Annotated in this window: 15 protein-coding genes; 8 read left to right on the top strand and 7 right to left on the bottom strand. The window is 72.7% G+C overall.

Annotated features, from left to right (window positions below):
- Positions 1 to 29: 29 nt before the first annotated feature.
- Both ACGFSH_RS21225 and rsgA read right to left on the bottom strand, forming a co-directional pair.
- A complete protein-coding gene (locus ACGFSH_RS21225) occupies positions 30 to 1,415 on the bottom strand; it encodes a DNA-3-methyladenine glycosylase 2 family protein (protein ID WP_393350794.1) in 1,386 nt (461 codons plus the stop codon).
- A 129-nt stretch (positions 1,416 to 1,544) separates the two neighbouring features.
- The gene (gene rsgA / locus ACGFSH_RS21230; RefSeq protein ID WP_393350795.1) at positions 1,545 to 2,552 is read right to left on the bottom strand and encodes a ribosome small subunit-dependent GTPase A; all 1,008 of its coding nucleotides are present in this window, start codon (positions 2,550 to 2,552) and stop codon (positions 1,545 to 1,547) included.
- A gap of 680 nt (positions 2,553 to 3,232) precedes the next feature.
- Between rsgA and rox the strand changes: the two genes are divergently transcribed.
- Positions 3,233 to 4,672 carry a rifampin monooxygenase gene (gene rox, locus ACGFSH_RS21235; RefSeq protein ID WP_393350797.1) on the top strand — a complete coding sequence of 480 codons (1,440 nt, stop codon included), beginning with the start codon at positions 3,233 to 3,235 and terminating at the stop codon, positions 4,670 to 4,672.
- A 68-nt stretch (positions 4,673 to 4,740) separates the two neighbouring features.
- On the opposite strand, the gene ACGFSH_RS21240 is transcribed toward rox, so the two are convergent.
- Positions 4,741 to 6,246, bottom strand: coding sequence for a cellulose binding domain-containing protein (locus ACGFSH_RS21240; protein ID WP_393350799.1), 1,506 nt, complete (start codon positions 6,244 to 6,246; stop codon positions 4,741 to 4,743).
- A 283-nt stretch (positions 6,247 to 6,529) separates the two neighbouring features.
- The gene (locus tag ACGFSH_RS21245) at positions 6,530 to 7,849 is read right to left on the bottom strand and encodes a radical SAM protein (RefSeq protein ID WP_393350801.1); all 1,320 of its coding nucleotides are present in this window, start codon (positions 7,847 to 7,849) and stop codon (positions 6,530 to 6,532) included.
- A 151-nt stretch (positions 7,850 to 8,000) separates the two neighbouring features.
- On the opposite strand from ACGFSH_RS21245, the gene ACGFSH_RS21250 reads away from it, so the two are divergent.
- The 7 genes from ACGFSH_RS21250 to ACGFSH_RS21280 all read left to right on the top strand — a co-directional run bounded on the left by ACGFSH_RS21250 (position 8,001) and on the right by ACGFSH_RS21280 (position 17,909).
- Positions 8,001 to 9,245 carry an FAD-binding protein gene (locus ACGFSH_RS21250; RefSeq protein ID WP_393350804.1) on the top strand — a complete coding sequence of 415 codons (1,245 nt, stop codon included), beginning with the start codon at positions 8,001 to 8,003 and terminating at the stop codon, positions 9,243 to 9,245.
- Between the two features lie 150 nt (positions 9,246 to 9,395).
- The gene (locus ACGFSH_RS21255; protein ID WP_393350807.1) at positions 9,396 to 10,649 is read left to right on the top strand and encodes an ROK family protein; all 1,254 of its coding nucleotides are present in this window, start codon (positions 9,396 to 9,398) and stop codon (positions 10,647 to 10,649) included.
- Positions 10,650 to 11,081: 432 nt separating this feature from the next.
- Positions 11,082 to 12,347: an ABC transporter substrate-binding protein gene (locus ACGFSH_RS21260; RefSeq protein ID WP_393350810.1), complete on the top strand. Its 1,266-nt coding sequence runs from the start codon at positions 11,082 to 11,084 to the stop codon at positions 12,345 to 12,347.
- A gap of 20 nt (positions 12,348 to 12,367) precedes the next feature.
- Complete coding sequence (locus tag ACGFSH_RS21265) at positions 12,368 to 13,333, top strand: carbohydrate ABC transporter permease (RefSeq protein WP_393350813.1); 966 nt, start codon at positions 12,368 to 12,370, stop codon at positions 13,331 to 13,333.
- Positions 13,330 to 14,223 (top strand): carbohydrate ABC transporter permease, encoded by an 894-nt coding sequence (locus tag ACGFSH_RS21270; RefSeq protein ID WP_393350815.1) that lies wholly within the window; start codon positions 13,330 to 13,332, stop codon positions 14,221 to 14,223. The genes ACGFSH_RS21265 and ACGFSH_RS21270 overlap by 4 nt, the downstream gene beginning before the upstream one ends.
- 12 nt (positions 14,224 to 14,235) lie before the next feature.
- Positions 14,236 to 17,145 carry a glycoside hydrolase family 2 TIM barrel-domain containing protein gene (locus tag ACGFSH_RS21275; RefSeq protein WP_393350817.1) on the top strand — a complete coding sequence of 970 codons (2,910 nt, stop codon included), beginning with the start codon at positions 14,236 to 14,238 and terminating at the stop codon, positions 17,143 to 17,145.
- Between the two features lie 134 nt (positions 17,146 to 17,279).
- The gene (locus ACGFSH_RS21280) at positions 17,280 to 17,909 is read left to right on the top strand and encodes a TetR/AcrR family transcriptional regulator (RefSeq protein WP_393350819.1); all 630 of its coding nucleotides are present in this window, start codon (positions 17,280 to 17,282) and stop codon (positions 17,907 to 17,909) included.
- A gap of 81 nt (positions 17,910 to 17,990) precedes the next feature.
- On the opposite strand, the gene ACGFSH_RS21285 is transcribed toward ACGFSH_RS21280, so the two are convergent.
- From ACGFSH_RS21285 to ACGFSH_RS21295, 3 genes are all read right to left on the bottom strand, one after another.
- A complete protein-coding gene (locus ACGFSH_RS21285; RefSeq protein WP_393350821.1) occupies positions 17,991 to 18,791 on the bottom strand; it encodes an isocitrate lyase/phosphoenolpyruvate mutase family protein in 801 nt (266 codons plus the stop codon).
- Positions 18,792 to 18,871: 80 nt separating this feature from the next.
- Positions 18,872 to 19,243: a VOC family protein gene (locus ACGFSH_RS21290; protein ID WP_393350824.1), complete on the bottom strand. Its 372-nt coding sequence runs from the start codon at positions 19,241 to 19,243 to the stop codon at positions 18,872 to 18,874.
- A gap of 143 nt (positions 19,244 to 19,386) precedes the next feature.
- Positions 19,387 to 21,162: a DUF2264 domain-containing protein gene (locus ACGFSH_RS21295; RefSeq protein ID WP_393350826.1), complete on the bottom strand. Its 1,776-nt coding sequence runs from the start codon at positions 21,160 to 21,162 to the stop codon at positions 19,387 to 19,389.
- Between the last annotated feature and the right edge of the window lie 87 nt (positions 21,163 to 21,249).

A 21,249-nucleotide genomic window follows, 5' to 3' on the forward strand; every position in this document is an offset into this window, starting at 1 on the left:
CGGCATACGGTCCGGCAGGGTCAGGTCGGTCATCGTTCCTCCGCGACGCGCAGATGGTGCAGGGCGTAGGTGCGCCAGGGGCGCCAGGTGTCGGGGACGTCCGTGCCGGGCGGCGCGACGTCGGGGTCGCCGAGGGCGCGGGCGCGGATCGCCGCGACCGTCCGGGCGTCCAGGCCGGGCAGGGCCAGCAGGGCCGCCTGGACGTCGTCCCGGTCGGCGCCGGGGTCCAGCCGTACGGCGCCGTCGGCGAGGGCGGCGACGAGCGGGCCCAGCGGCCCGCCGGGCTCGGACTCCGCCAGGACGGCCGGCTCGGGGAAGAGGTGGGTGAGGGTCCCGCAGGGCGCGTCGAGGGCCTTGCCGTAGACGCGCACCAGCCGCTCGGCCCGCGCCCGCCCGGCCAGCGCGCGCACCGCGTGCTCCTCCGGGTCGGCCGCTCCCGGCGCGCGCAGTCCGGGACGGGCGGCGACCAGCGGGGCGAGCCGCGGATCGGCGCCGAGCCGTTCGTCGACGGCGTACGGGTCGGCGTCGAGGTCGAAGAGCCGCCGCAGCCGCTGGACCGCGGTGGTGAGGTCGCGGGGGTCGGTGAGGTGCAGGCGGGCCGCGAGCCAGCCGCCGGGGTTGACGGCCGAGGCCCGGCCCGGGTTCCCCGCGCGCTCGTCGACGGCGACGATCCCGGTGCCGTACGGCAGGCGCAGGGTGCGGCGGTAGGTGCGCCGTCCGGCCGGTCCGCTCACCTCCTCCACGCCGGCCAAGGCCTCGCGCTGGAGCAGGTCGAACACGGCCCGCGCGTGGTACGGGCCCCGGTGGGCGAGTCGCAGCGGGATCCCGGCGGCGGGTGTGGCGGTGCGGTGCTGGGCCCGTACGGCGGCCCGCAGTTCGGTCGGGGTGGAGGCGTACACGGTCCGCACGGTGTCGTTGAACTGGCGGACGCTGGCGAACCCGGAGGCGAAGGCGATCTCGGTGACCGGCAGGCCCGTCGTCTGCAACAGGACCCGCGCGGTGTGCGCGCGCTGCGCCCTGGCGAGCGCCACGGGTCCCGCGCCCAGCTCGGCGGTGAGCTGCCGCTGCACCTGACGGGCGCTGTAGCCGAGCCGGCCGGCCAGTCCGCCGACGCCCTCCCGGTCGACGATCCCGTCGCCGATCAGACGCATCGCCCGGCCGACGACGTCGGCTCGCGCGTTCCACTCCGCCGAGCCGGGCACGGCGTCCGGGCGGCACCGCCGGCAGGCCCGGAACCCCGAGCCCTGCGCGGCGGCGGCCGTCGCGAAGAACCGCACGTTGTGACGTTTCGGCGTCACGGCCGGGCAGCTGGGCCGGCAGTAGACGCCGGTGGTCCGGACGGCGAAGAAGAACTCGCCGTCGAACCGGGCGTCCCTGCTCCGGACCGCTTCGTAGCGGGTGTCCTGGTCCGTCATGGCTCCCAGTCTCGGCCCGCGACGACACACGTGCTAGCGGAAATCGGACGTGACGTCCGTGACGCCGGCACGGCGCCGTCGTCGCGTTCCGCCGACCCGGCCGCCCGCCGCCGGCCCGCCGGCGGCCGGTCAGTGAGGCGGCGCGGGCCGCCACGGGCCGCGGCCCCGCTTGGCCTCTCCCGCGGCACGGGCCTCGGCATGCCTGCGCTTCCAGTCCTGCCGGAACCCGGCGCGCACGCGCGCGTCGGACTTGGCGACGATCCACTCGTTCTCGCGGACGAGTTTGCGGTAGCTCTCCAGTCTGCGCGGCGGCAGTTCGCCGTCCTCGACGGCCTCGCGCACGGCGCAGCCGGGCTCGGCGTCGTGGGCGCAGTCGTGGAACCGGCAGCCGCGGGCGAACTCCTCGATCTCGGAGAACACCCGGCCGACGCCCTGGCCGGCATCCCAGAGGCCGACGCCGCGCAGTCCGGGCGTGTCGATGAGGACGCCGCCGCCGGGGACGGGGAGCAGGTTGCGGGTGGTGGTGGTGTGCCGGCCCTTGCCGTCCATGTCACGGGTGGCCCGGACGTCCATCATGTCCTCGCCGACGAGCGCGTTGGCGAGGGTGGACTTGCCCGCGCCGGACACCCCCAGCAGCACGGAGGTGCCCTGCCCGATCAGCGCGGCCAGTTCCCCGACTCCGTCGCCGTCCCGGGCGCAGACGGTCAGCACGGGCACGCCGGGCGCGCCGGCCTCGACATCGTCGACCAGGTGGGACAGCGCGACCGGATCGGGCACCAGGTCGGCCTTGGTGAGGACGACGACGGGCTGGGCGCCCGACTCCCAGGCCAGTGCCAGGAACCGCTCGACCCGGCCGAGGTCGAGTTCGACGGCCAGGGACACGGCGACGACGGCGTGGTCGACGTTGGCGGCGAGGATCTGTCCTTCCGAGCGCTTGGAGGAGGTGGAGCGCACGAAGGCGGTACGCCGCGGGAGGATCGTGCGCACGTACCGCGGATCGCCGCCTTCGGGGTCGACGGCGACCCAGTCGCCCGTGCACACGACCTTCAGGGGATCGCGGGGCACGACGAACTCGGTGTCGGCGCGGACCACGCCGGCCGCCGTCACGACGTCGCACAGACCCCGGTCGACGCGCACGACACGGCCGGGCAGCAGATTCTGCTCGGCACAGGGAAGGAACGCGGACTCCCAGCCCTCGTCCCAGCCGTAGGCGACGAGAGGATGCGAGGAACCCGCAAAGCCCGAAGAGCCCGAAGTCCCTGAAGAAGCCGGGGAATCCGGGAAATCCGGAGAAGACGGGGACGCCGGAGAACCGGAAGAAGCCTCGGAATCGCGGGGAACCGAGGAAGAGGAGAAATGCAAGGGGGACCCTTCACAGGGGCGGCCCCGGCAGCGCTCCGCCTCCGCACGGCAAACACGTCACGTGCGGAAATGAGAAGAACAGAGCGGAGAATTCGGTCAGCCGGAGACCGCGGAGGTGGAGTGGACGAACGTCCGGTCGCTGCGCACAGCGCCCTTGGCAGTGACAGTCATCGGTCACACCCCCTGTCTCGCACGGCTGACGGCGGCGGCCGGCCCGGCCCCGCTCGGAACTCCCTCAGCGTACGGACGCCGTCGACGGGTCGCCACTCCTTTTTCCGGAACACGAACGGCGACGAGAACCGCACGAGCGCGCCGGGAACCGGAACGAGAAAAGGCAAGGAGACAACCCGCTCCCTGCCACTCTCAACGTATAGCGCGGCGGGGGGCTTGCCGCAAGGCCCCCGTCGTCACCGAGAATTCCGGGCCGGGAACGACGTCAGGGAAACGGGGTAGCGATGATCGACGTCATCGTCGTCGGCGGTGGACCGACCGGGCTGATGCTGGCGGCCGAACTGCGGCTGGCCGGCGTGCGCACGGTCGTGCTGGAGAAACTGGCCGCACCGACCGGGGAGTCCCGCGGCCAGGGCCTGCATGTGCGCAGTGTCGAGATCATGGACCAACGCGGTCTGCTGGACCGGTTCCTGGCGATCGCCGGGACGTTCTCGGTGGGCGGGCACTTCGGGGGCATCGCCAAGCCGTGGCCGGAACGGCTGGACACCGCGCACCCCTACGGGGTCGCCGTCCCCCAGCCGGAGACCGAGCGGCTGCTGACCGAACGGGCCCTGGAACTCGGCGCCGGGATCCGCCGCGGTCACGAGGTCGTGGGGCTCGGCCAGGACGAGGCCGGGGTGAGCGTCGAGCTGGCGGACGGCACGCGGCTGCGCTCGCGGTATCTCGTGGGCTGCGACGGCGGTCGCAGCACCGTCCGCGGGCTGCTCGGCGTCGGCTTCCCCGGCACCCCGGCCACGGTCGAGACACTGCTGGGCGAGATGGAGGCCACCGAGGATCCGGCGGTCGTCGCGGCCGTCGTCGAGGAGGTGCGCAGGACGCAGCAGCGGTTCGGGGCCGTCCCCCTCGGGGGCGGGACGTACCGCGTGGTGGTGCCCGCCGAGGGGGTGCGCGAGGACCGGGCGGCCGCGCCGACGCTGGAGGAGTTCCGGGAGCGGCTGCGGGCCGTGGCGGGGACCGATCTCGGCGTGCGCGCGCCGCGTTGGCTGTCCCGGTTCGGCGACGCGGCCCGGCAGGCGGAGCGTTACCGGGTGGGCCGTGTGCTGCTGGCGGGCGACGCGGCGCACGTGCATCCGCCGACCGGCGGGCAGGGGCTCAACCTCGGCGTCCAGGACGCGTTCAACCTGGGCTGGAAACTGGCCGCCGAGGTGAACGGCTGGGCTCCGGAGGGGCTGTTGGACAGCTACCACGCGGAGCGGCATCCGGTGGGCGCCCGTGTCCTGGCCAACACCCGGGCGCAGATGGCGCTGCTGGGGACCGACCCGGGCGCGACCGCGCTGCGCGAGCTGCTGTCCACGCTGATGGACTTCGAGGAGGTGAACCGCCACCTGACCGGGATGATCACCGCCGTCGACGTCCGTTACGACCTCGGCGAGGGCCATGAGCTGCTCGGCCGCCGGCTGCGCGACGTGCGGCTGGGGCGGGGGCGTCTCTACTCGTTGACGCACGCCGGCCGCGGTCTGCTGCTCGACCGGACCGGCCGGCTCTCGGTGCGGGGCTGGGCGGACCGGGTCGACCATGTCGTCGACGACTGCGAGGAGCTGGACGTCCCCGCCCTGCTGCTGCGGCCGGACGGTCACATCGCATGGGTCGGTGAGGACGGGCGGGAGCCGGCCGGCGCGCTGGAGCGGTGGTTCGGCGCGCCCGCCGCCCTCCCCGGGACCTGACGCCGGCCGGCCGGGCGGCCCCGCCCCGGGAAGGCGGCCGCCCCGGCCGGCCGTCGTCCGCCGTCCGCTCAGGAAGCGGTGCAGGTCTTGCCGTTGAGGGTGAACGCGTAGGGCGCGGAGTTCTTCTGGTGCCAGGAGGCGAGGAAGCCGAAGGTGAGCGTGCCGTTGGCGGACACGGTCCGGTTGTAGTCGGCGTTGGCCGCGGTGACCCGGGAGCCGCTCTGGGCGAGGCTCGCGTCCCACATCTGGTCCACCCGCTGGCCGTCGCGGAAGGACCAGGCCACGCGCCAGGAGTCGAGCGCCTGGGCGGTGGTCACGGTGACGGTGGCCTGGAAGCCGTCGGGCCACTGGTTGACGAGGTCGTAGCGGACCTCGCAGGCCGCCTCCCGGCCGCTTCCTCCGGCGGCCGCGGTGGACGAGGAGGTGCCCTGGGGCTCGGTGTCGGGCTTGCTCGCGCCGTCGGCTGCGGTGCCGTCCGCCGACGGTGTGCCGTCCGCGGAGGGCGCGGGGCCGGACGAGGACGGCGCGGGACCGTCCGCGGAGGCCGCGGGCGAGGAGGCGGACGGCGGGGCGGAGCGCGGCCCGGCCACGGGGCTGCTGTCCGTGGGGCTGCCCTTGGCGAGGGCGTCGCCCCCGCCGTCGCCGGGCATCATCGAGACGGCGAGCGCCAGTCCGGAGACGAGAACGGCGGCGGTGAGCAGCGCGTTGCGCCGTACGCGCGCCCGGCTCGCGGCGGCCCGGACGGCCGCGCCCTCCGGGTCGGCGGTGTCGGGGCGTCCGGGTCCGAGGCGCACCTCGGCGGCGCGCCGTCGGCGTTCCAGGTAGGCGAGGCCGCCCCAGCCGATCACGCCCTGGGCGAGGGCCGCGGGCAGCCCGCCCCCGTGCAGTCGCAGACAGGCGGCGGCCTCCGCGCACTCCACGCAGGTCGCGAGGTGGCGGGAGAGGTCGGGCGGGGTGTCGGCGGCGGGCGAGCGGGTGACGGCGTCCAGCAGCCGGACGTAGCTGCGGCACTCCGCGTCCATCGGCGTGTCGAGATGGTTGCGGTGGCAGCGGTCCCGGAACAGGCCGCGGACCTCGTTGAGTTCCTCGACGGCCGCGGACGGGTCCAGGCCCTGGCGGCGGACGACGGCGTGCAGCGGCAGCGCCTCCACCTCCGCCAGCCACAGCAGGGCGGCGTCCGGTTCCTGCATGTCCCTCAGGCCGCGCAGGGCGATGGGGCGGCTCAGCGGGGGTCCGACGTAGCGTGCGGCCTTGCCGGAGTTCAGCCACAGGCGCAGGTCGGGGTCGAGTTTGTGGCCTTGGCCGCGGGCCTCCCAGGCGGCCGCCGTGGTGCGCACGGCGGTCAGCAGCAGGGGGATCCGGGGCAGTCGGGACGAGCGGCGGCCGCCGCCTCGCGCGGTGCCGTCCTCGGCGGCGCGGGCCTCGCGTATGCCGAGTGCGAACGCCTCTCGGGCCAGCTGGTTCGCCTCGGTCGAGCCGGACGTGCACAGGTCCGCGTACGACAGGACGGCGTCCCAGCACTCGGAGAACAGCGCGGCCTCGGCGGCGTCCTTCGGGGTCGGCAGGTCGGGCATGGGTCTCCTGCATCCACAAGCAAGGTCAACTCACCATGACGGCAATGGAGTTGGGGGGAACCTCGCGGCAGGGGCAGAGCTTTTCACGTTTCTCGCACAACTGACAAGCGCCCTGTTCAGATGTCATGTCAGGACAGCAGGACAGGGCGCAGAGGCGGCCGCGTCCGCCGCTGCGCCCTGGTGTACGGACGCGGGCCGCCCCGTGCTCACCGTCGGCGCGTCTTTTTTCGGACCTGTTGCGAAAACCCTCTCGCGACGAGCCGTTCGGGGCGGTCGCGCCGGACTATACGGCCGCCTCGTCCCGCGCCGGAAGGCTGTCCATGAAAGAGCTCACCGAGAACACGGCGCGGCCGGGTCCGGGCGGGCCGTAGCCGGGCGGCGAGGCGAGGCCGAACTCCTCCATGGTGGCGCGGTAGGCCTGGAGCAGCCTGATGTGGTACTCCAGCGGCGCGCCGTTCGGGTTGGCCTTGCCGAGCGGGGTCGTCGGCTCGGGGCACCAGGTGGTGAAGCGGGGCGTGATGCCGTGCGACATGAAGAAGCGCAGGCCCTCGGTGGTGGACGCGATCGCCTCGTCGACCGTCTTGAACCCGAAGGGCTCGGCCATCTCGACGCCCGCGACGAAGTTGGGGATCACGTTGCGCGCGCCGAACACCTCCGCCGAGTCGAGGATCCGCTTGTGCCACTCGTCGCGGCCGACGTAGCGCTCCTTGCCCGGGCAGTACATCTTGAACAGGTACTCGTCCCACACCTCGTAGTTGGGGTGGTAGATCTGCACGCCGTGGTCCTTGAACCGCTGCACGTCGTCCTTGGGCAGCGCCTGGGCGACGACCTTGCCGATCCAGCGGCCCGGGAACCGCTCCTCGATGGCCTTGGCGTACTGCCCGTAGAAGTCCGCCTCGTCGCGGCCGGCGACGGTCTTGGTGATCGCGCCGCCGGTGAGCGTGTAGGCGGTGGACGCCTTCTGGGTGTCGTAGCGGTCGATGATCTCCAGGGCCTCGAGGACCTCCTCGACGTCCTTCACACCCGTGTAGGGCCGCCCGGCCGCCTTGTGCTGGCGCCAGTTGTGGTTGATGTCGCAGTACTGGCACTCCTCCTTGGCGCCGAAGTACTGGCACACCCGGAAGACGGTCAGGTAGATGAGGTAGCCCCACTGGATGGTGGGCGCGACCTCCATGACGGACTTCCCGTTGGAGAGCTTGTGGCGGTAGTACTCGGGCATCGGCGGCACGCCGACGTCGGCGATGCGTTTCCCGTCGAGGTACAGACCGAGCAGGCCCTGGTCGTCGGCCGCGACACGGTAGGGGGAGGCGGGGTTCACCCGGACCGAGACGACCGTGCGCCGCAGGTCGTAGGGGCCTCCCGTGAGGATGATCTCCTCGGGCGGGCGGCGCAGGGCGGCCTCGCCCAGTTCGGGCAGGGTGCCGTGGTCGAAGGAGAAGATGAAGTACGACTTCGGCTTGACCTCACCCGACTCGTTGTCGCTCAGGGCGGAGGCGTCGAAGGCCACGCCTCCGCGCAGGAGGTCCTCCTTGATGACGGCCTCCCGCGGCACATGCGGAAACCGCTCCATCAGATCCTCGACCAGCGCGGTACGGCTGTCCATCCGACTCTCCTCCCGGCTCAGGCGTACGACTCCTCACGGTATGCCCCGGCCGGCGCGGGGGTGGGGGCGGGGGGCCTCGTGTTGCGGGCAGGGTAGGTTCGACCTGGGAACCGAGGGTTCCCGATCTTCCTCGGAAGGGGCGAGCAGCCGCATGACGCAGACCGTGACCAACTGGGCCGGCAACATCGTCTTCACCGCGCGCGAGGTGCGCCGCCCGCGCTCCCTGGACGAGCTGCGCACGCTGGTCGCGGGCAGCGCCCGGGTGCGGGTGCTCGGCAGCGGGCACTCGTTCAACGAGATCGCCGAGCCGGGCGCGGACGGGGTGCTGCTGTCACTGGACGGCCTGACCGGCGGGATCGACGTCGACACGGCGGCCCGCACGGTGCGGGTCGGCGGCGGCGTCCGGTACGCCGAGCTGGCGCGCCGGGTGCACGAGCACGGGCTCGCCCTGGCGAACATGGCCTCCCTGCCGCACATCTCGGTCGCCGGGTCGGTGGCGACCGGCACCCACGGGTCCGGGGTGGGCAACGGTCCGCTGGCCTCCTCGGTGCGCGAGGTGGAGATCGTCACCGCCGACGGCTCCACCGTCGTCGTCGGGCGCGGCGACCGGCGGTTCGAGGGCGCCGTCACCTCGCTGGGCGCCCTCGGCGTGGTGACCGCCCTCACGCTCGACCTGGAGCCCGCCTATGAGGTGGAGCAGCATGTGTTCACCGAACTCCCGCTGGACGGGCTCGACTTCGAGGCGGTGGCGGGAGCGGCGTACAGCGTCAGCCTGTTCACCGACTGGGGTGCGCCCGGATTCCGGCAGGTGTGGGTGAAGCGGCGCTCGGACGAGCCGTTCGGCGGCTTCCCGTGGGCCGAGCCCGCGGTGGAGGCCCTTCATCCGGTGCCGGGGATGCCGGCGGTGAACTGCACGGCGCAGTTCGGCGAGCCCGGGCCGTGGCACGAGCGGCTGCCGCACTTCCGCGCGGAGTTCACCCCGAGCAGCGGCAACGAGCTGCAGAGCGAGTACCTGCTCCCGCGTGCGCACGCGCTTCAGGCGTTGCGGGCGCTCGACGGGATCCGGCGGACGGTCGCCCCCGTGCTCCAGATCTGCGAGGTGCGCACCGTGGCGGCCGACGGGCAGTGGCTGAGCCCCTCCTACGGCCGGGACACGGTGGCGCTCCACTTCACGTGGATCGAGGACACGGCGGCGGTGCTGCCCGTGGTGCGGGCCGTGGAGGCGGCGCTGGAGCCGTTCGAGCCGCGTCCTCACTGGGGCAAGGTCTTCGAGACGCCCGCCGGCGCGGTGCGCGGCCGCTACCCCCGGATCGACGACTTCACCGCCCTGGCGCGGGTGCTGGATCCGGCCGGAAAGTTCAGCAACGCCTTCGTGCGGGATGTCCTGGGCGGCTGACGTCCGAGGGGGCCGCCGACTTTATAAAGCCCCTTTCCTAACCCCTTGTCGAACGTCGTGGCACGCCATAGCCTGGCGCGGCGCCGGTGCCGTCGCAGTGCTGGCCCGCCCGGCATGCGAAGGGACGGCAGGGATGAGGGGGCACGCTCCATGAAGCGCGGCACGTCACGGGACATCCGCACGGCGAACCGGTACGAGGTGCTGCGCCAGATCATCGCCGCGTCGCCCACCTCGCGGCAGGAGCTCGCGGCCGCGACCGGCCTCTCGCTCGCCACGGTCGCCACCCTGGTCGGCGAGCTGCTCGACCTCCGCATGATCACGGAAGTCGGGTTCGAGGACTCGGCGGGCGGCCGCCCCCGGGGACTCGTGGCCGTCAACGCGTCGGGGGGCGCGTTGATCGGCGTGGACATCGCGGAGACGTACGTCCACGTCGAGCTGTTCGATCTGGCGCTCAACGTGCTGGCGCGCGCCGAGGAGAACATGCGCCCCGGTGAGAGCCGTCCGCAGCAGGTGGTGGGTCATGTCGCCGCGGCGGCCGGCTCGGTGGTCGCGCAGGCCGGGGTCGAGGCCGCGCGGGTGCTCGGCGTCGGGGTGAGCGTGCCGGGCCAGGTGGACCGGGCGACCGGCGTCTCGGAGTACGCGCCCAACTGGGACTGGCACGACGTGCCGTTGCTCGACCTGCTCGCGGAGCACATCGCGTACCCCCTCTACCTGGACAATCCGCTGCGGGCCGGCGCGGTCGCCGAGCTGTGGTTCGGGGCGGCCCGGGGGCACGGGGACGCCCTGGTGGTCAACCTCGGCACGGGCGTCGGCGCCGGTCTGGTGCTCGGCGGCGAACTGCACCGGGGGGTGAGCAACAGCGCCGGCGAGTGGGGGCACACCACCCTCGTCCTGGACGGCCGGCTGTGCCGTTGCGGCAACCGCGGCTGCGTGGAGGCGTACGTCGGTGCGCCGGGCATCATGCAGAACCTCGGCGAGCTCTTCCCGGACAGCGCGCTGCTGCATCCCGACGACCAGACGGCCACCATCGACGCGCTGGCGGCCGGGGTCGCCGCGGACGAACCGGAGGCCGTCCAGGTGCTCCGCGAGACCGCGCGGTATCTCGGGGCGGGCATCGCCAACCTCGTCAACCTGCTCAACCCCGAGGTGGTCGTGCTGAGCAGCTGGGTCGCCGCCAGGCTCGGCGAGCCGCTGGTGCGGGAGGTGCGCGAGGCGGTGGCACGCCATGCGCTGAAGCGGCCGCTGGCGGCCAACCGGATCGTCGTCAGCCCGATCCCGACCGATCCGGCCTGCCTGGGAGCGGCGACGTTCGCACTGGAGGGGGCGCTGCGGTCGGTCGGTCAGCGCAACGTCAGACGCACCGCCTCCGCGGGAGGGCGCGGCCGCGCGGCCGCGGCCGGATGAGCGGGAGCAGCCGTGTGCGGCGGCCCGCCGAAGGCCACGAGAGCGCGCCGGTGACGCGCATCCGGAGTCGGCCCCGCGGCCCACTCGGATCCGCCGGGGCCGGCGCGGCCCCCGGGATCGCGGAGATCCCCGAGGCCCCCGGGGTCCCGTCCGGGCGGTAGCCCGCCCGAGGACCTCCCTCGGACCGAGGGTCGCCGGCCCCTGACACCGGCGGCCCTCACCTCTTTTTCCCGGCCCTTTCCCGCCTTTTCGCCGCGCTCCGGCAGGTCGCCTGTTCGCCATACCGAACCGATCGCAACGCTTCGAACAGACTTCGTCCAACCCCTTGCCGAAGCCTTAGCCGAAGGTTAACGTCCGGCTCCGCAACGCCATTTGGGCCATCCGGCACCCAAGCCGTCGAGCCGCAGCCGTACTCGAGACAAGGACGTCGCCATGTCGGCAATGAGCAACAGCAACTGGTCCCGCCGATCCCTCTTCCGGGCCGCGGCGGGCATGGCCGCGGCCGGCACGCTCGCCGCCTGCGGCAGCAACAACGGCAGGAGCGGGGGGTCGGGCTCGGGCGTCGACCTGACGCAGTTCTTCCACGCGTACGGCGAGCAGGGCACCGAGCAGGCGATCAAGAAGTACGCGAAGGCCTACGACAAGGCGAACGTGACCACGCAGTGGATCACCAGCGCCGACTTCGAGAGCAAGCTCTTCGCCACCCTGCTCACCAAGAACGCGCCCGACGTCTTCGAGTTCCACCCGCAGATCCAGATGGTCAAGAGCGGGCAGGTGGCGGACCTGACCGACATCATCGATCCGGTCAAGAGCGACTTCAACCCGGCCGACATCAAGTCGCACACGGTCGACGGGAAGATATACGGCGTCCGCATGATCGACGACCCGCAGTTCTTCTTCTACCGCAAGTCGATGCTGGAGAAGGCCAAGGTCCAGGTCCCGACCACGCTCGACGAGCTGATGGAGGCCGCCGACAAGCTCACCACCGGCAAGGTCAAGGGCTTGTACATGGGCGACGACCTGCACAGCGTCATCGACACGATGATCTGGTCGGCAGGCGCGGACCACCTTGACGAGAAGAACGAGATCGCCTACCACACCCCCGGCGTCATCGAGGGCATCAAGAAGATGCGCAAGCTGTTCACCAGCGGCCATCTCCTGCTCGGCGCACCGACCGCGTCCTGGGACCCCTCCTCGCTCAACCAGGGCCTGTGCGCCATCCAGTTCTGCGGCATGTGGGCGATGCCGGCCATCCAGAAGGCGCTCGGCGACGACTGGGGCGTCTTCCCCTTCCCGAAGACCGTCGACTCCGGCAAGCAGTCGGTCTACAACGGTGGCTGGTCGATGTTCGTCAACGCCAAGGGCAAGAACGTCGACGCCGCCAAGGAGTACGTCAAGTGGCTGTGGATCGACCAGAAGAAGTACCAGGAGGAGTGGGCCACCTCCTTCGGCTTCCACATCCCGCCGCGCACCTCGATCGCGCAGACGGCCACCAAGCTCAAGTCGGGCAACGCCGCCGAGGGCGTCCGGCTCTTCAACGAGTTCGGGCACTTCGACAACATCGGCTGGACCCAGGCCATGCGCACCTCCCTCGAGGACGTCTTCGCCAACTCCGTCCGCAAGGACATGGACCCGGAGGCCGCGCTGGACAAGGCCGACGCGGCCGTCAACCGCGAACTCAAGAAGCTGTTCGGATAGGCCGCGGGACGGACTGCGACATGTCGACGACCAAGACGCGCGACCTCGCGCGCCCCGCCCCGGCGAAGGCCTCACCGGCCAGGCCGCGGCGGGGTCTGCGGGGCAGCCCCGCGTTCAACTTCTGGCTCTTCTGCGGGCCGTTCCTCATCGGCCTGGCGATCTTCGTGTACGCGCCGATCCTGTGGAGCATCTGGCTCAGCTTCTTCGAGGCCCGCTTCACCGTCACACCCGACAAGTTCGTCGGTTTCGAGAACTACACGTACATGCTGACGGACGACGACTTCGTCGGCTCGCTCGTCACCTTCACCGTCTTCGCCGCGTTCATCGTGCCCACCACCTGGGCGCTCTCACTGGGCCTTGCGCTGCTGGTGAACCGGTTGCGCTTCATGCGGGCGTTCTTCCGCTCGGTCTTCTTCCTGCCGACCGCGTGCAGCTATGTCGCCGCCGCGCTGATCTGGAAGATGTCGATCTTCAGCGGGGTCCGCTTCGGCCTCATGAACACGGTCCTCGCCTGGTTCGGGATCGACAACATCGCCTGGCTGGTCGACCCCAACCCGCCCTGGTACTGGGTCGTCATCGTCTCGGCCCGGCTCTGGCTCCAGTCCGGCTTCTACATGATCCTGTTCCTGGCCGCGCTGCAGAACATCCCCGGCGAGCTGTACGAGGCCGCAGCCATCGACGGCGCCAAGCCGGGATGGCAGACCTTCCGCCACATCACCCTGCCCCAGCTGCGCGCCACGTCCACCGCCGTGATCCTGCTGCTGCTCATCGCCGCCTACCAGGCGTTCGACGAGTTCTTCAACCTGCTGTCGAAGACCACCTGGGGCCGCCCGCCGCTCGTCGAGCTGTACTACAAGGCCCTCGGCGAGAGCCAGGACTACGGTTCCGGCAGCGCCGGCGCGGTCATCCTGACCGTCCTGATCTGCGCCGTGACCCTGCTCCAGGGCAAGTTCCTGGGCTTCGGAAGGGGGGACGAGTCCAAGTGACCACCACGACGCCCGAGGTGGGCGAGTCCGCACCGCCCCCACCGAAGCCCCGCCGGGGCGGGCGCGGCGGCGTGATGAGCTCCACCGGGCTCTACATCGCCACCGGGACCGCCGCCTTCTTCTTCCTCGTCCCGTTCTACCTGCTGGTCCGCAACGCCCTCTCCACCGACACCGAGATCACCGGCGAGAACTGGAAGTTCTTCCCCACGGACATCCAGTGGGGCAACGTCAAGGAACTGTTCACCGACGAGACGGTGCCCTTCGGCCAGTCCCTGTGGAACTCGGCGGTGGTGGCCACCCTGCACACCGCCGGCGTCCTGCTGGTCTGCTCCCTGGCGGGCTACGCCCTGGCCCGCATCCCGTACCGGCACGCCAACAAGGTCTTCTACGCCGTCCTGGGCACCCTGATGGTCCCGACGGCGGTCACCTTCGTCCCGAGCTTCGTCCTGGTGTCGTCGCTCGGCTGGGTGGACACCTACCGGGGTCTGATCATCCCGGGCCTGTTCAGTGGTTTCACCTGCTTCCTCTTCCGGCAGTACTTCCTCGGGTTCCCCAGGGAACTGGAGGAGGCGGCGCGGGTGGACGGACTCGGATACTGGGGCGCGTACTGGCGCATCGTGGTGCCCAACTCACTGAACTTCTTCGCGGCGATGGCGACCATCACGTTCATCAACGGCTGGAACTCCTTCCTGTGGCCGCTGGTCATCGGCCAGGACCCGGGCTCGTGGACCGTCCAGGTCGCGCTCTCCAACTACATGACCAACCAGACCGTCATCTTCCACCTGATCTTCATGGCGACCGCCTTTTCCATCCTCCCCCTGGTGTTCGTGTTCCTCTTCCTCCAGCGCTGGCTGGTCCAGGGGATCGCACAGACCGGCATCAAGGGCTGACCTAGGAGTTCGATGACCTTGCGCACCTCCCCCTCCCTCGGTTCCGCACGGGCGGGGGGACCCCCGTCCGTCGACTACGTCGAGAGCGTCTCGCCCGGCTCGGGGGCCCTTCCGCCCCGTGCCTGGTACGCCGTCTCGGACGCGAAGTCGTACTCGCTGAACGGACGCTGGCGGCTGCGCCTGTCGGCGACCGCCGACGCCGAGGACGACGCGTTCGCGGCGCAGGGGTACGACGCCGGGGACTGGGCCGAGGTCACGGTCCCCGGCCACTGGGTGCTCCAGGGAGACGGCGCGTTCGGGTTCCCCGCCTACACCAACCACCTCTACCCCTTCCCGGTCGACCCTCCCCGGGTGCCGACGGAGAACCCGACCGGCGACCACCTGCGCGTCTTCGACCTGCCCGACGGATGGCCCGACCTCGACGACGGCGGCGCCGTGCTCCGCTTCGACGGCGTCGAGTCCTGCGCTCGGGTCTGGCTGAACGGCACGGACATCGGCGAGTTCAAGGGGTCCCGGCTGGCGCACGAGTTCGCGGTGGGCCATCTGCTCAAGGCCCGCGGCAACGTCCTCGCCGTCCGGGTCCACCAGTGGTCGGCGGGCTCGTACCTGGAGGACCAGGACCAGTGGTGGCTGCCGGGCATCTTCCGTGACGTGACGCTGCTGCACCGCCCGGCGGGCGCCGTCCTCGACTTCTTCGTGCACGCCTCCTACGACCACGTCACGGGCGAGGGCCGGCTGTGCGTCGACTCCGACGTGGACGGGCGGGTCGTCGTGCCCGCCCTGGGCATCGACGTCCCGACCGGCCGGGCGGCCACGGCGGCGGTCCGGCCGTGGACGGCGGAGACGCCCACGCTCTACGACGGCGAGCTGGTCACGCCCGGCGAACGGGTGCCCCTGCGCATCGGCTTCCGCACCGTCGAGCTGGCGGACGGTCTGATCAAGGTCAACGGGCGTCCGGTCCTCTTCAAGGGCGTCAACCGGCACGAGTGGCATCCGGAGACGGGCCGCGCCCTCGACGTGGAGACGATGCGCGAGGACGTGCTGCTGATGAAGCGGCACAACGTCAACGCCGTCCGCACCTCGCACTATCCGCCGCACCCGGCGTTCCTCGACCTGTGCGACGAGTACGGGCTGTGGGTGATCGACGAGTGCGACCTGGAGACCCACGGCTTCGTCGAGCAGGACTGGCGGGACAACCCCGTCGACGACGACCGCTGGACCCCCGCCCTCCTCGACCGCGCGGCCCGCATGGTCGAACGGGACAAGAACCATCCGTCCATCGTCATGTGGTCCCTCGGCAACGAGGCCGGCACCGGGCGCGGACTGACCGCCATGGCCGAGTGGATCCACGCCCGCGACTCCTCGCGCCTGGTGCACTACGAGGGCGACCTCGGCTGCCGTGACACGGACGTCTACTCCCGCATGTACGCCTCCCACGAGGAGGTGGAGCGGATCGGACAGGGCCTGGACGGCGGCACGCACGGACGGCGCGAACTGCCCTTCATCCTCTGCGAGTACGCGCACGCCATGGGCAACGGCCCCGGCGGACTGGCCGACTACCAGCGGATCTTCGAGGCCCACGACCGGCTCCAGGGCGCGTTCGTCTGGGAGTGGATCGACCACGGCATCCGGCACCCGGAGCTGGGATACGCCTACGGCGGCGACTTCGGCGAGGAACTGCACGACGGGAACTTCGTCTGCGACGGCCTTCTCTTCCCCGACCGCACCCCCTCCCCCGGCCTCGTCGAGTTCAAGAAGGTGATCGAGCCCGTCGCCCTGGAGGCCACCGCACAGGGCACGGTCCGCGTCACCAACAAGCACGACTTCGCCGGCCTGTCGGCGCTGGCGTTCACCTGGGCCTTCCAGGCGGACGGCGAGACACTCGCCTCCGGGACCCTCACCGTGCCGCCGCTCGCGCCGGGCGAGTCGGCCGACGTCGCACTGCCCGAGCCGCCCGCCGGCGTCCCGGCCGGCACGGAGACGGGATGGACCGTCCGGGCCGTATTGGCCGAGGACGCCGCCTGGGCGGAGCGGGGGCACGAGGTCGCCTGGGGCCAGGTGGCGGCGGCGCCACGGACGCCGCCCTCCCTCGGGCCGGCGGTCGCGCCCGCCGCCGGGGACCGGCTCGTCACCGTGGGCCCCGCCTCCTTCGACGCCCGCACCGGCGAACTGCGCGCCCTGGGCCCGGTGGCGGTGACCGGACTGCGGCTGGACGTGTGGCGGGCGACCACCGACAACGACGACGGCGCGGCCTGGCAGACGGACGTCCGTCACAGCGAGCTGTGGCGCAAGTTCGGCCTGCACCGGATGCGGCACCGGCTGGACGCCGTCGAAGTCGGCGATGACGCTGTGACGGTGCGGACCCGGGTGGCCCCGGCCGGCTGGGAGATCGGCCTGTCCACGGCCTACCGGTGGACGTCGGACGGCGACCGGGTGCGGCTGACCGTCTCCGTGACCCCCGAGGGCGACTGGACGTTCCCGCTCCCCCGCCTCGGCATCCGCTTCGGCCTGTCCGCGGCGGACCGGGTGACGTGGTTCGGCGGCGGCCCCGGCGAGGCGTACCCGGACAGCAGGTCGGCGTCGGCCCTCGGCCGGTGGCGGTCGACCGTCGACGCCCTCCAGACGCCGTACGTCCGCCCCCAGGAGAACGGGGCCCGGGCCGACGTCCGCTGGGCGGAGCTGGGCGGACTGCGCGTCGAGGGGGACCCCGCGTTCTGGTTCACCGCGCGGCGCTGGACGACCGAGCAGCTCGACGCCGCCGCCCACCGCACCGACCTGGTCGCGGGCGAGACGGTGTGGGTCAACCTCGACCACGGTCAGCACGGCCTCGGCTCCCAGTCCTGCGGCCCGGGCCCGCTGCCCCGGTACTTCCTGGACGCGGCGCCCGCCCGCTTCTCGTTCGTCTTCACGCCCACCGCCTGACCGGTCGGCCGACCCGTCGGCCGGGCAGCCGGCGGGTCGGCCGGTCAGTGGGCCGGCCGGGCCGGGGTGTTCCCGCCTGGAACCTCTAGGATCCTGGCTGAACCCTGCCGGTCCCCGCACCCAAGGCGGTCCCCATGCCACGAGTCGGCCTGACCACCGACCGCCTCGTCGAGGCCGCCGCCGAGCTGGCCGACGAGGCCGGTTTCGAGAACGTCAGCCTCTCGGCGCTGGCCCGCCGGTTCGGAGTCAAGGACGCGAGCCTGTACTCCCACGTCGGCAGCCTGCGCGAACTGCGCACCCGGCTGGCCCTGTTCGTCGGCGCCGAGATGATCGACCGCATCGCCGCGGCCGTCGTCGGACTGGCCGGCAAGGACGCGCTGGCCGCGTTCGCCGGCGCCTACCGGGACTACGCCCTGCGGCACCCGGGCCGGTACGCCGCGACCCAGATCCGCATCGACCGGGAACTCGACCGGGAGCTGACCGTCGACTCCCCGGCCCTGCGGCGCACCGGGGAGATCACCTACGGGATGCTCCGCGGCTACGGCCTCGACGAACCCGACCTCACCGACGCCGTCCGTCTGCTGCGCAGCACCTTCCACGGCTACTGCCTGCTGGAGGCGGGCGGCGGCTTCGGCGCGCCGCGGGACGTGCGGCGGTCGTGGGACAAGGCGATCGACGCACTGCACACGGCCCTCACCCACTGGCCACGGGAGAGCGAGACCGACGAACGGCCGCCGGACGAGCACCGGGCGACCGCCGGGTGATCCGCGGGTGGGGGAGGGTGGCCCACGGCTGTTCGCGTCCGGTCGGCGGCGGTCGGTGCCGGTCGGCGCAGTGCTGCCGTGTCAGCGGCCCGCGGGAGTGGGGGCGGCGAGTTCCAGCGTCTGCGCGTACGTCGGCGTGCGGCCGCTCACCGGTCGTCCCGCGCCGATCTCGTCCAGCGCCTCCAGCGCGGCGCCGAGGGCCCGCCGGTAGAGCAGTGAGCCGAGGCTGACGCGGGCGACGCCCAGGCTCGCGAGGCGGGCGACGGTGGGGCCGGTCGGCGAGTAGAGGATGTTGAGCGGGACGCCGATCCGGCCGACGAGCGCGGCGATGCGCCGCTCGTCCGCCAGTCCGGGGACGAACACGCCGTCCGCGCCCGCCTGTTGATAGGCGTCGAGCCGGGACAGCGTCTCGCCCTCGTCGTGTCCGCCCAGCCAGTACGTGTCCGTGCGCGCGTTGACGAAGAGGCCGGGCGCGGCCGCTTTGACGGCCTCGATCTTCGCGGCGTGGCGGTCGACGGCGCCCATGCCGTCCTCGAGGTTGACGCCGGCCACGCCCGCGGCCGCCAGCCGGCACGCGAACTCGGCCACCTCGTCCGGGTCGTCGCTGAACCCGTTCTCGGCGTCGACCGACAGCAGGAAGGGCTGCGTGCCGAGCGTCAAGGCCAGTTCCAGCGTCCGGTCCCGCGTCGCGCCGGTCCCGTCCGGCAGGCCCGCCGCCGCGGCCGCCGCGAGACTCGTCGTTCCGACCGCCGGGAAGCCCTGCCGTGCCATGGCCACCGCGGAGGCGTGGTCCCAGGCGTTGGGCAGGAGGAGCGGGACGTCGCCGTGGTGCAGGGCGGAGAAGGGGCTCGTGGTCACACCGGGTGCAGGCATGCCGCTCATGCTGGCCGCGACTTTGTTCGGCGGACGCCGAACCGTCCCCGCCCGCCGTCGCCCGCCCGCCCCCAGCCCGCCCCGTCGACTCAGCCGGCTGCCCGTTCCGCCGCGCTGCGCTCCACGCAGAACTCGTTGCCCTCCGGGTCGGCCAGGACCGCCCATCCCGTGCCGTCCGGCCTGCGGTGGTCGTCGACGAGGGTGGCTCCGAGGGCGAGCAGGCGCTCGACCTCCTCCTCGCGGGTGCGGTCCTGCGGCTGAAGGTCGAAGTGGATGCGGTTCTTCCCCTTCTTGGCCTCCGGCACCGTGACGAAGAGCAGGCCCGCGTCCTCGATGAGCGCCTCCTCGTCGCCCGGCCGGTCGTCCTCGTGGCGAGGCCGGCCCAGCACCTCGGACCAGAAGCCGGCGAGGGCGTAGGCGTCGGAACAGTCGATGGTCACGTGCCGGAGGGCGGAAGTCATGCGGGGATTGTCGTGGAGGCCGGGACACGGGGCAACGCAATTGGGGCGCTCCGGCGACGTCCGGGAGGGGGCGCCCTGCGGTCCCGCCGACCACCCGCCGGCCCTCGTCTCCCGGCCCCCGGCCCCCGATCCCTGCGGCCGTCTCACCGCGGGGCCACGGACCACGGCCCCGGTTGCGACCCCGTTTCCGTCCCCGCGTCCGAGGCCGTGGGCCGGAAACGGAACCGCTGCTGCGGGCCGTCGGGCCGGCGGACGGTCAGATCCCGGGCACCGTCGGCGGTGGCCTGTCCCACCTCCACCGACACCGAGTCCGCGAGGGGCCGGGGGTCCTGCTCGGCGGTCAGACGGGCCAGCGCGACGAAGAGCGTCGGCCCCTCCCCCACCGCCCCCGAGAGCACGCAGTCGCCCGCGGACCCCGAGTCCCCCGTCAGCCCGTGCACGCCCACCAGCTCGGCCCGTTCGTCCGTGCCCTCCGCCGGCGCCCAGCCCGTGATCTGCACGGGCGTCCCGGGGGGCGCGCCGGACACCAGGTGGGCCCGGACCTCCACCGCTCCCTCGGCGACCACCAGGCTGGTGACCGTGGCGCCGGAAGCCCGCGTGTGCCGGGAGGCCGCCCAGCCCGCGCCGACGCCGAGGGGGACGATGCCCTCGCGGTGCGGATCGCCGCCGACCGTGACGGAGTTGTCCGGCGGCGAGACCCGTGGCCGGGTGGCCGTGGAGTAGGCGAAGCGCGTGTAGAACGGGTCGTAACGGACGTCCTCGGAGCCGTGGTTGTGCAGCCGCACCAGGCCGTCGGAACTCGTCGACTGAAGCAGCCAGTTGGGGGCGGCGACGGGAGTGACCGCGCTCTCCCGCTCCGCGGGCCCCGCTTCCTCGCGCGCCGTCCACACCGGGTGGTCGGACGGCAGCAGCAGGCCGAGGAAGCCCTTGCTCGCCCAGTAGGGGGAGGCCGGTCCGGAGTACCCCTGCAACACCGACTCGTCGGGTCCGTGCCAGCCGAGCGTCAGCAGCCCCCGCTCGTCCACCGCGTCGCGTTCCAGGAAGTACTTCAGCGCGCCCGAGGCCAGCCGGCGGGTCTCGCCGGGCGGCAGCGGGGTGTGGCCGGTCAGGGCGCCCAGCCACAGCGGCGCGGTGGTGGCGAACCGGTAGGTGAGGGAGCGGCCCTGGTGCAGGGGCGCGCCGTCGCCGCCGAACAGGCGGGCGTAGTCGCCGAGATGGGCCGTGAGACGGCTTCCGTAGCGGGCGAGCAGGTCGGGGTCGTCGGCCAGCCAGGCGTGCAGGACCGGGTAGAGGTGCATCGCCCAGCCGTTGTAGTAGTCGAAGGCGCGGCCGGGGCCGTCGGTGTACCAGCCGTCGCCGGCGTACCACTGCTCGATGCGTTCCAGGCCGCGGTCGACCGCCTTGCGGGAGGCCTCCGGCTCGTGGCCGATCTCCGCCAGGAAGCCGCCCACGGTGACCGGGAACAACTCCCAGTTGCAGGGCCACGGTTCGGCGGTCAGCGCGTCGCCGAGCCAGTGCGCGGCGCGCTGCCGCACGCCGTCGTCCAGCCGGTCCCAGAGCAGTGGGCGGGTCAGGCGCAGGGCGAGGGCGATCGACGCGGCCTCGACGAGGGGCTGGCTCCGGTCCCCGATGCGGGGCCAGACGCCGGCCACGCCGGCGGCGAGGCCGCTCGCATAGCGCTCCAGCGCGCTCTCGTCACGGCGGAAGGCGGCCAGGAGGAGGGTGCGGGCGTACCCCTCCAGTCCGTCGGAGAGGCGTCCGGACCAGCTCGTCCGGGAGCCGGGGAAGTGGTAGAGGGCGCGGTCGTCGGTGGCGTGGGGTTCCGCGGCGGCGAGCAGGGCGTCGGCGGCCGCCTCCCAGTGGGCCCGGGTGTATCCGGTGCGCGGGCTGCGGGCGGCGTCGGGCGGGGGGAGCTGCATCTGTCGTTTCTTTCCTCGGCGACCGGTCGGCAAGCGGGGAGGGCGGGGCGGGAGCCGGGAGCGCCCGGGCTCCGGGCGTGGGCGGGA

Origin of the sequence: Streptomyces sp. NPDC048481 (genome assembly GCF_043200075.1) — a bacterium.
Classification (GTDB): Bacteria; Actinomycetota; Actinomycetes; order Streptomycetales; family Streptomycetaceae; genus Streptomyces.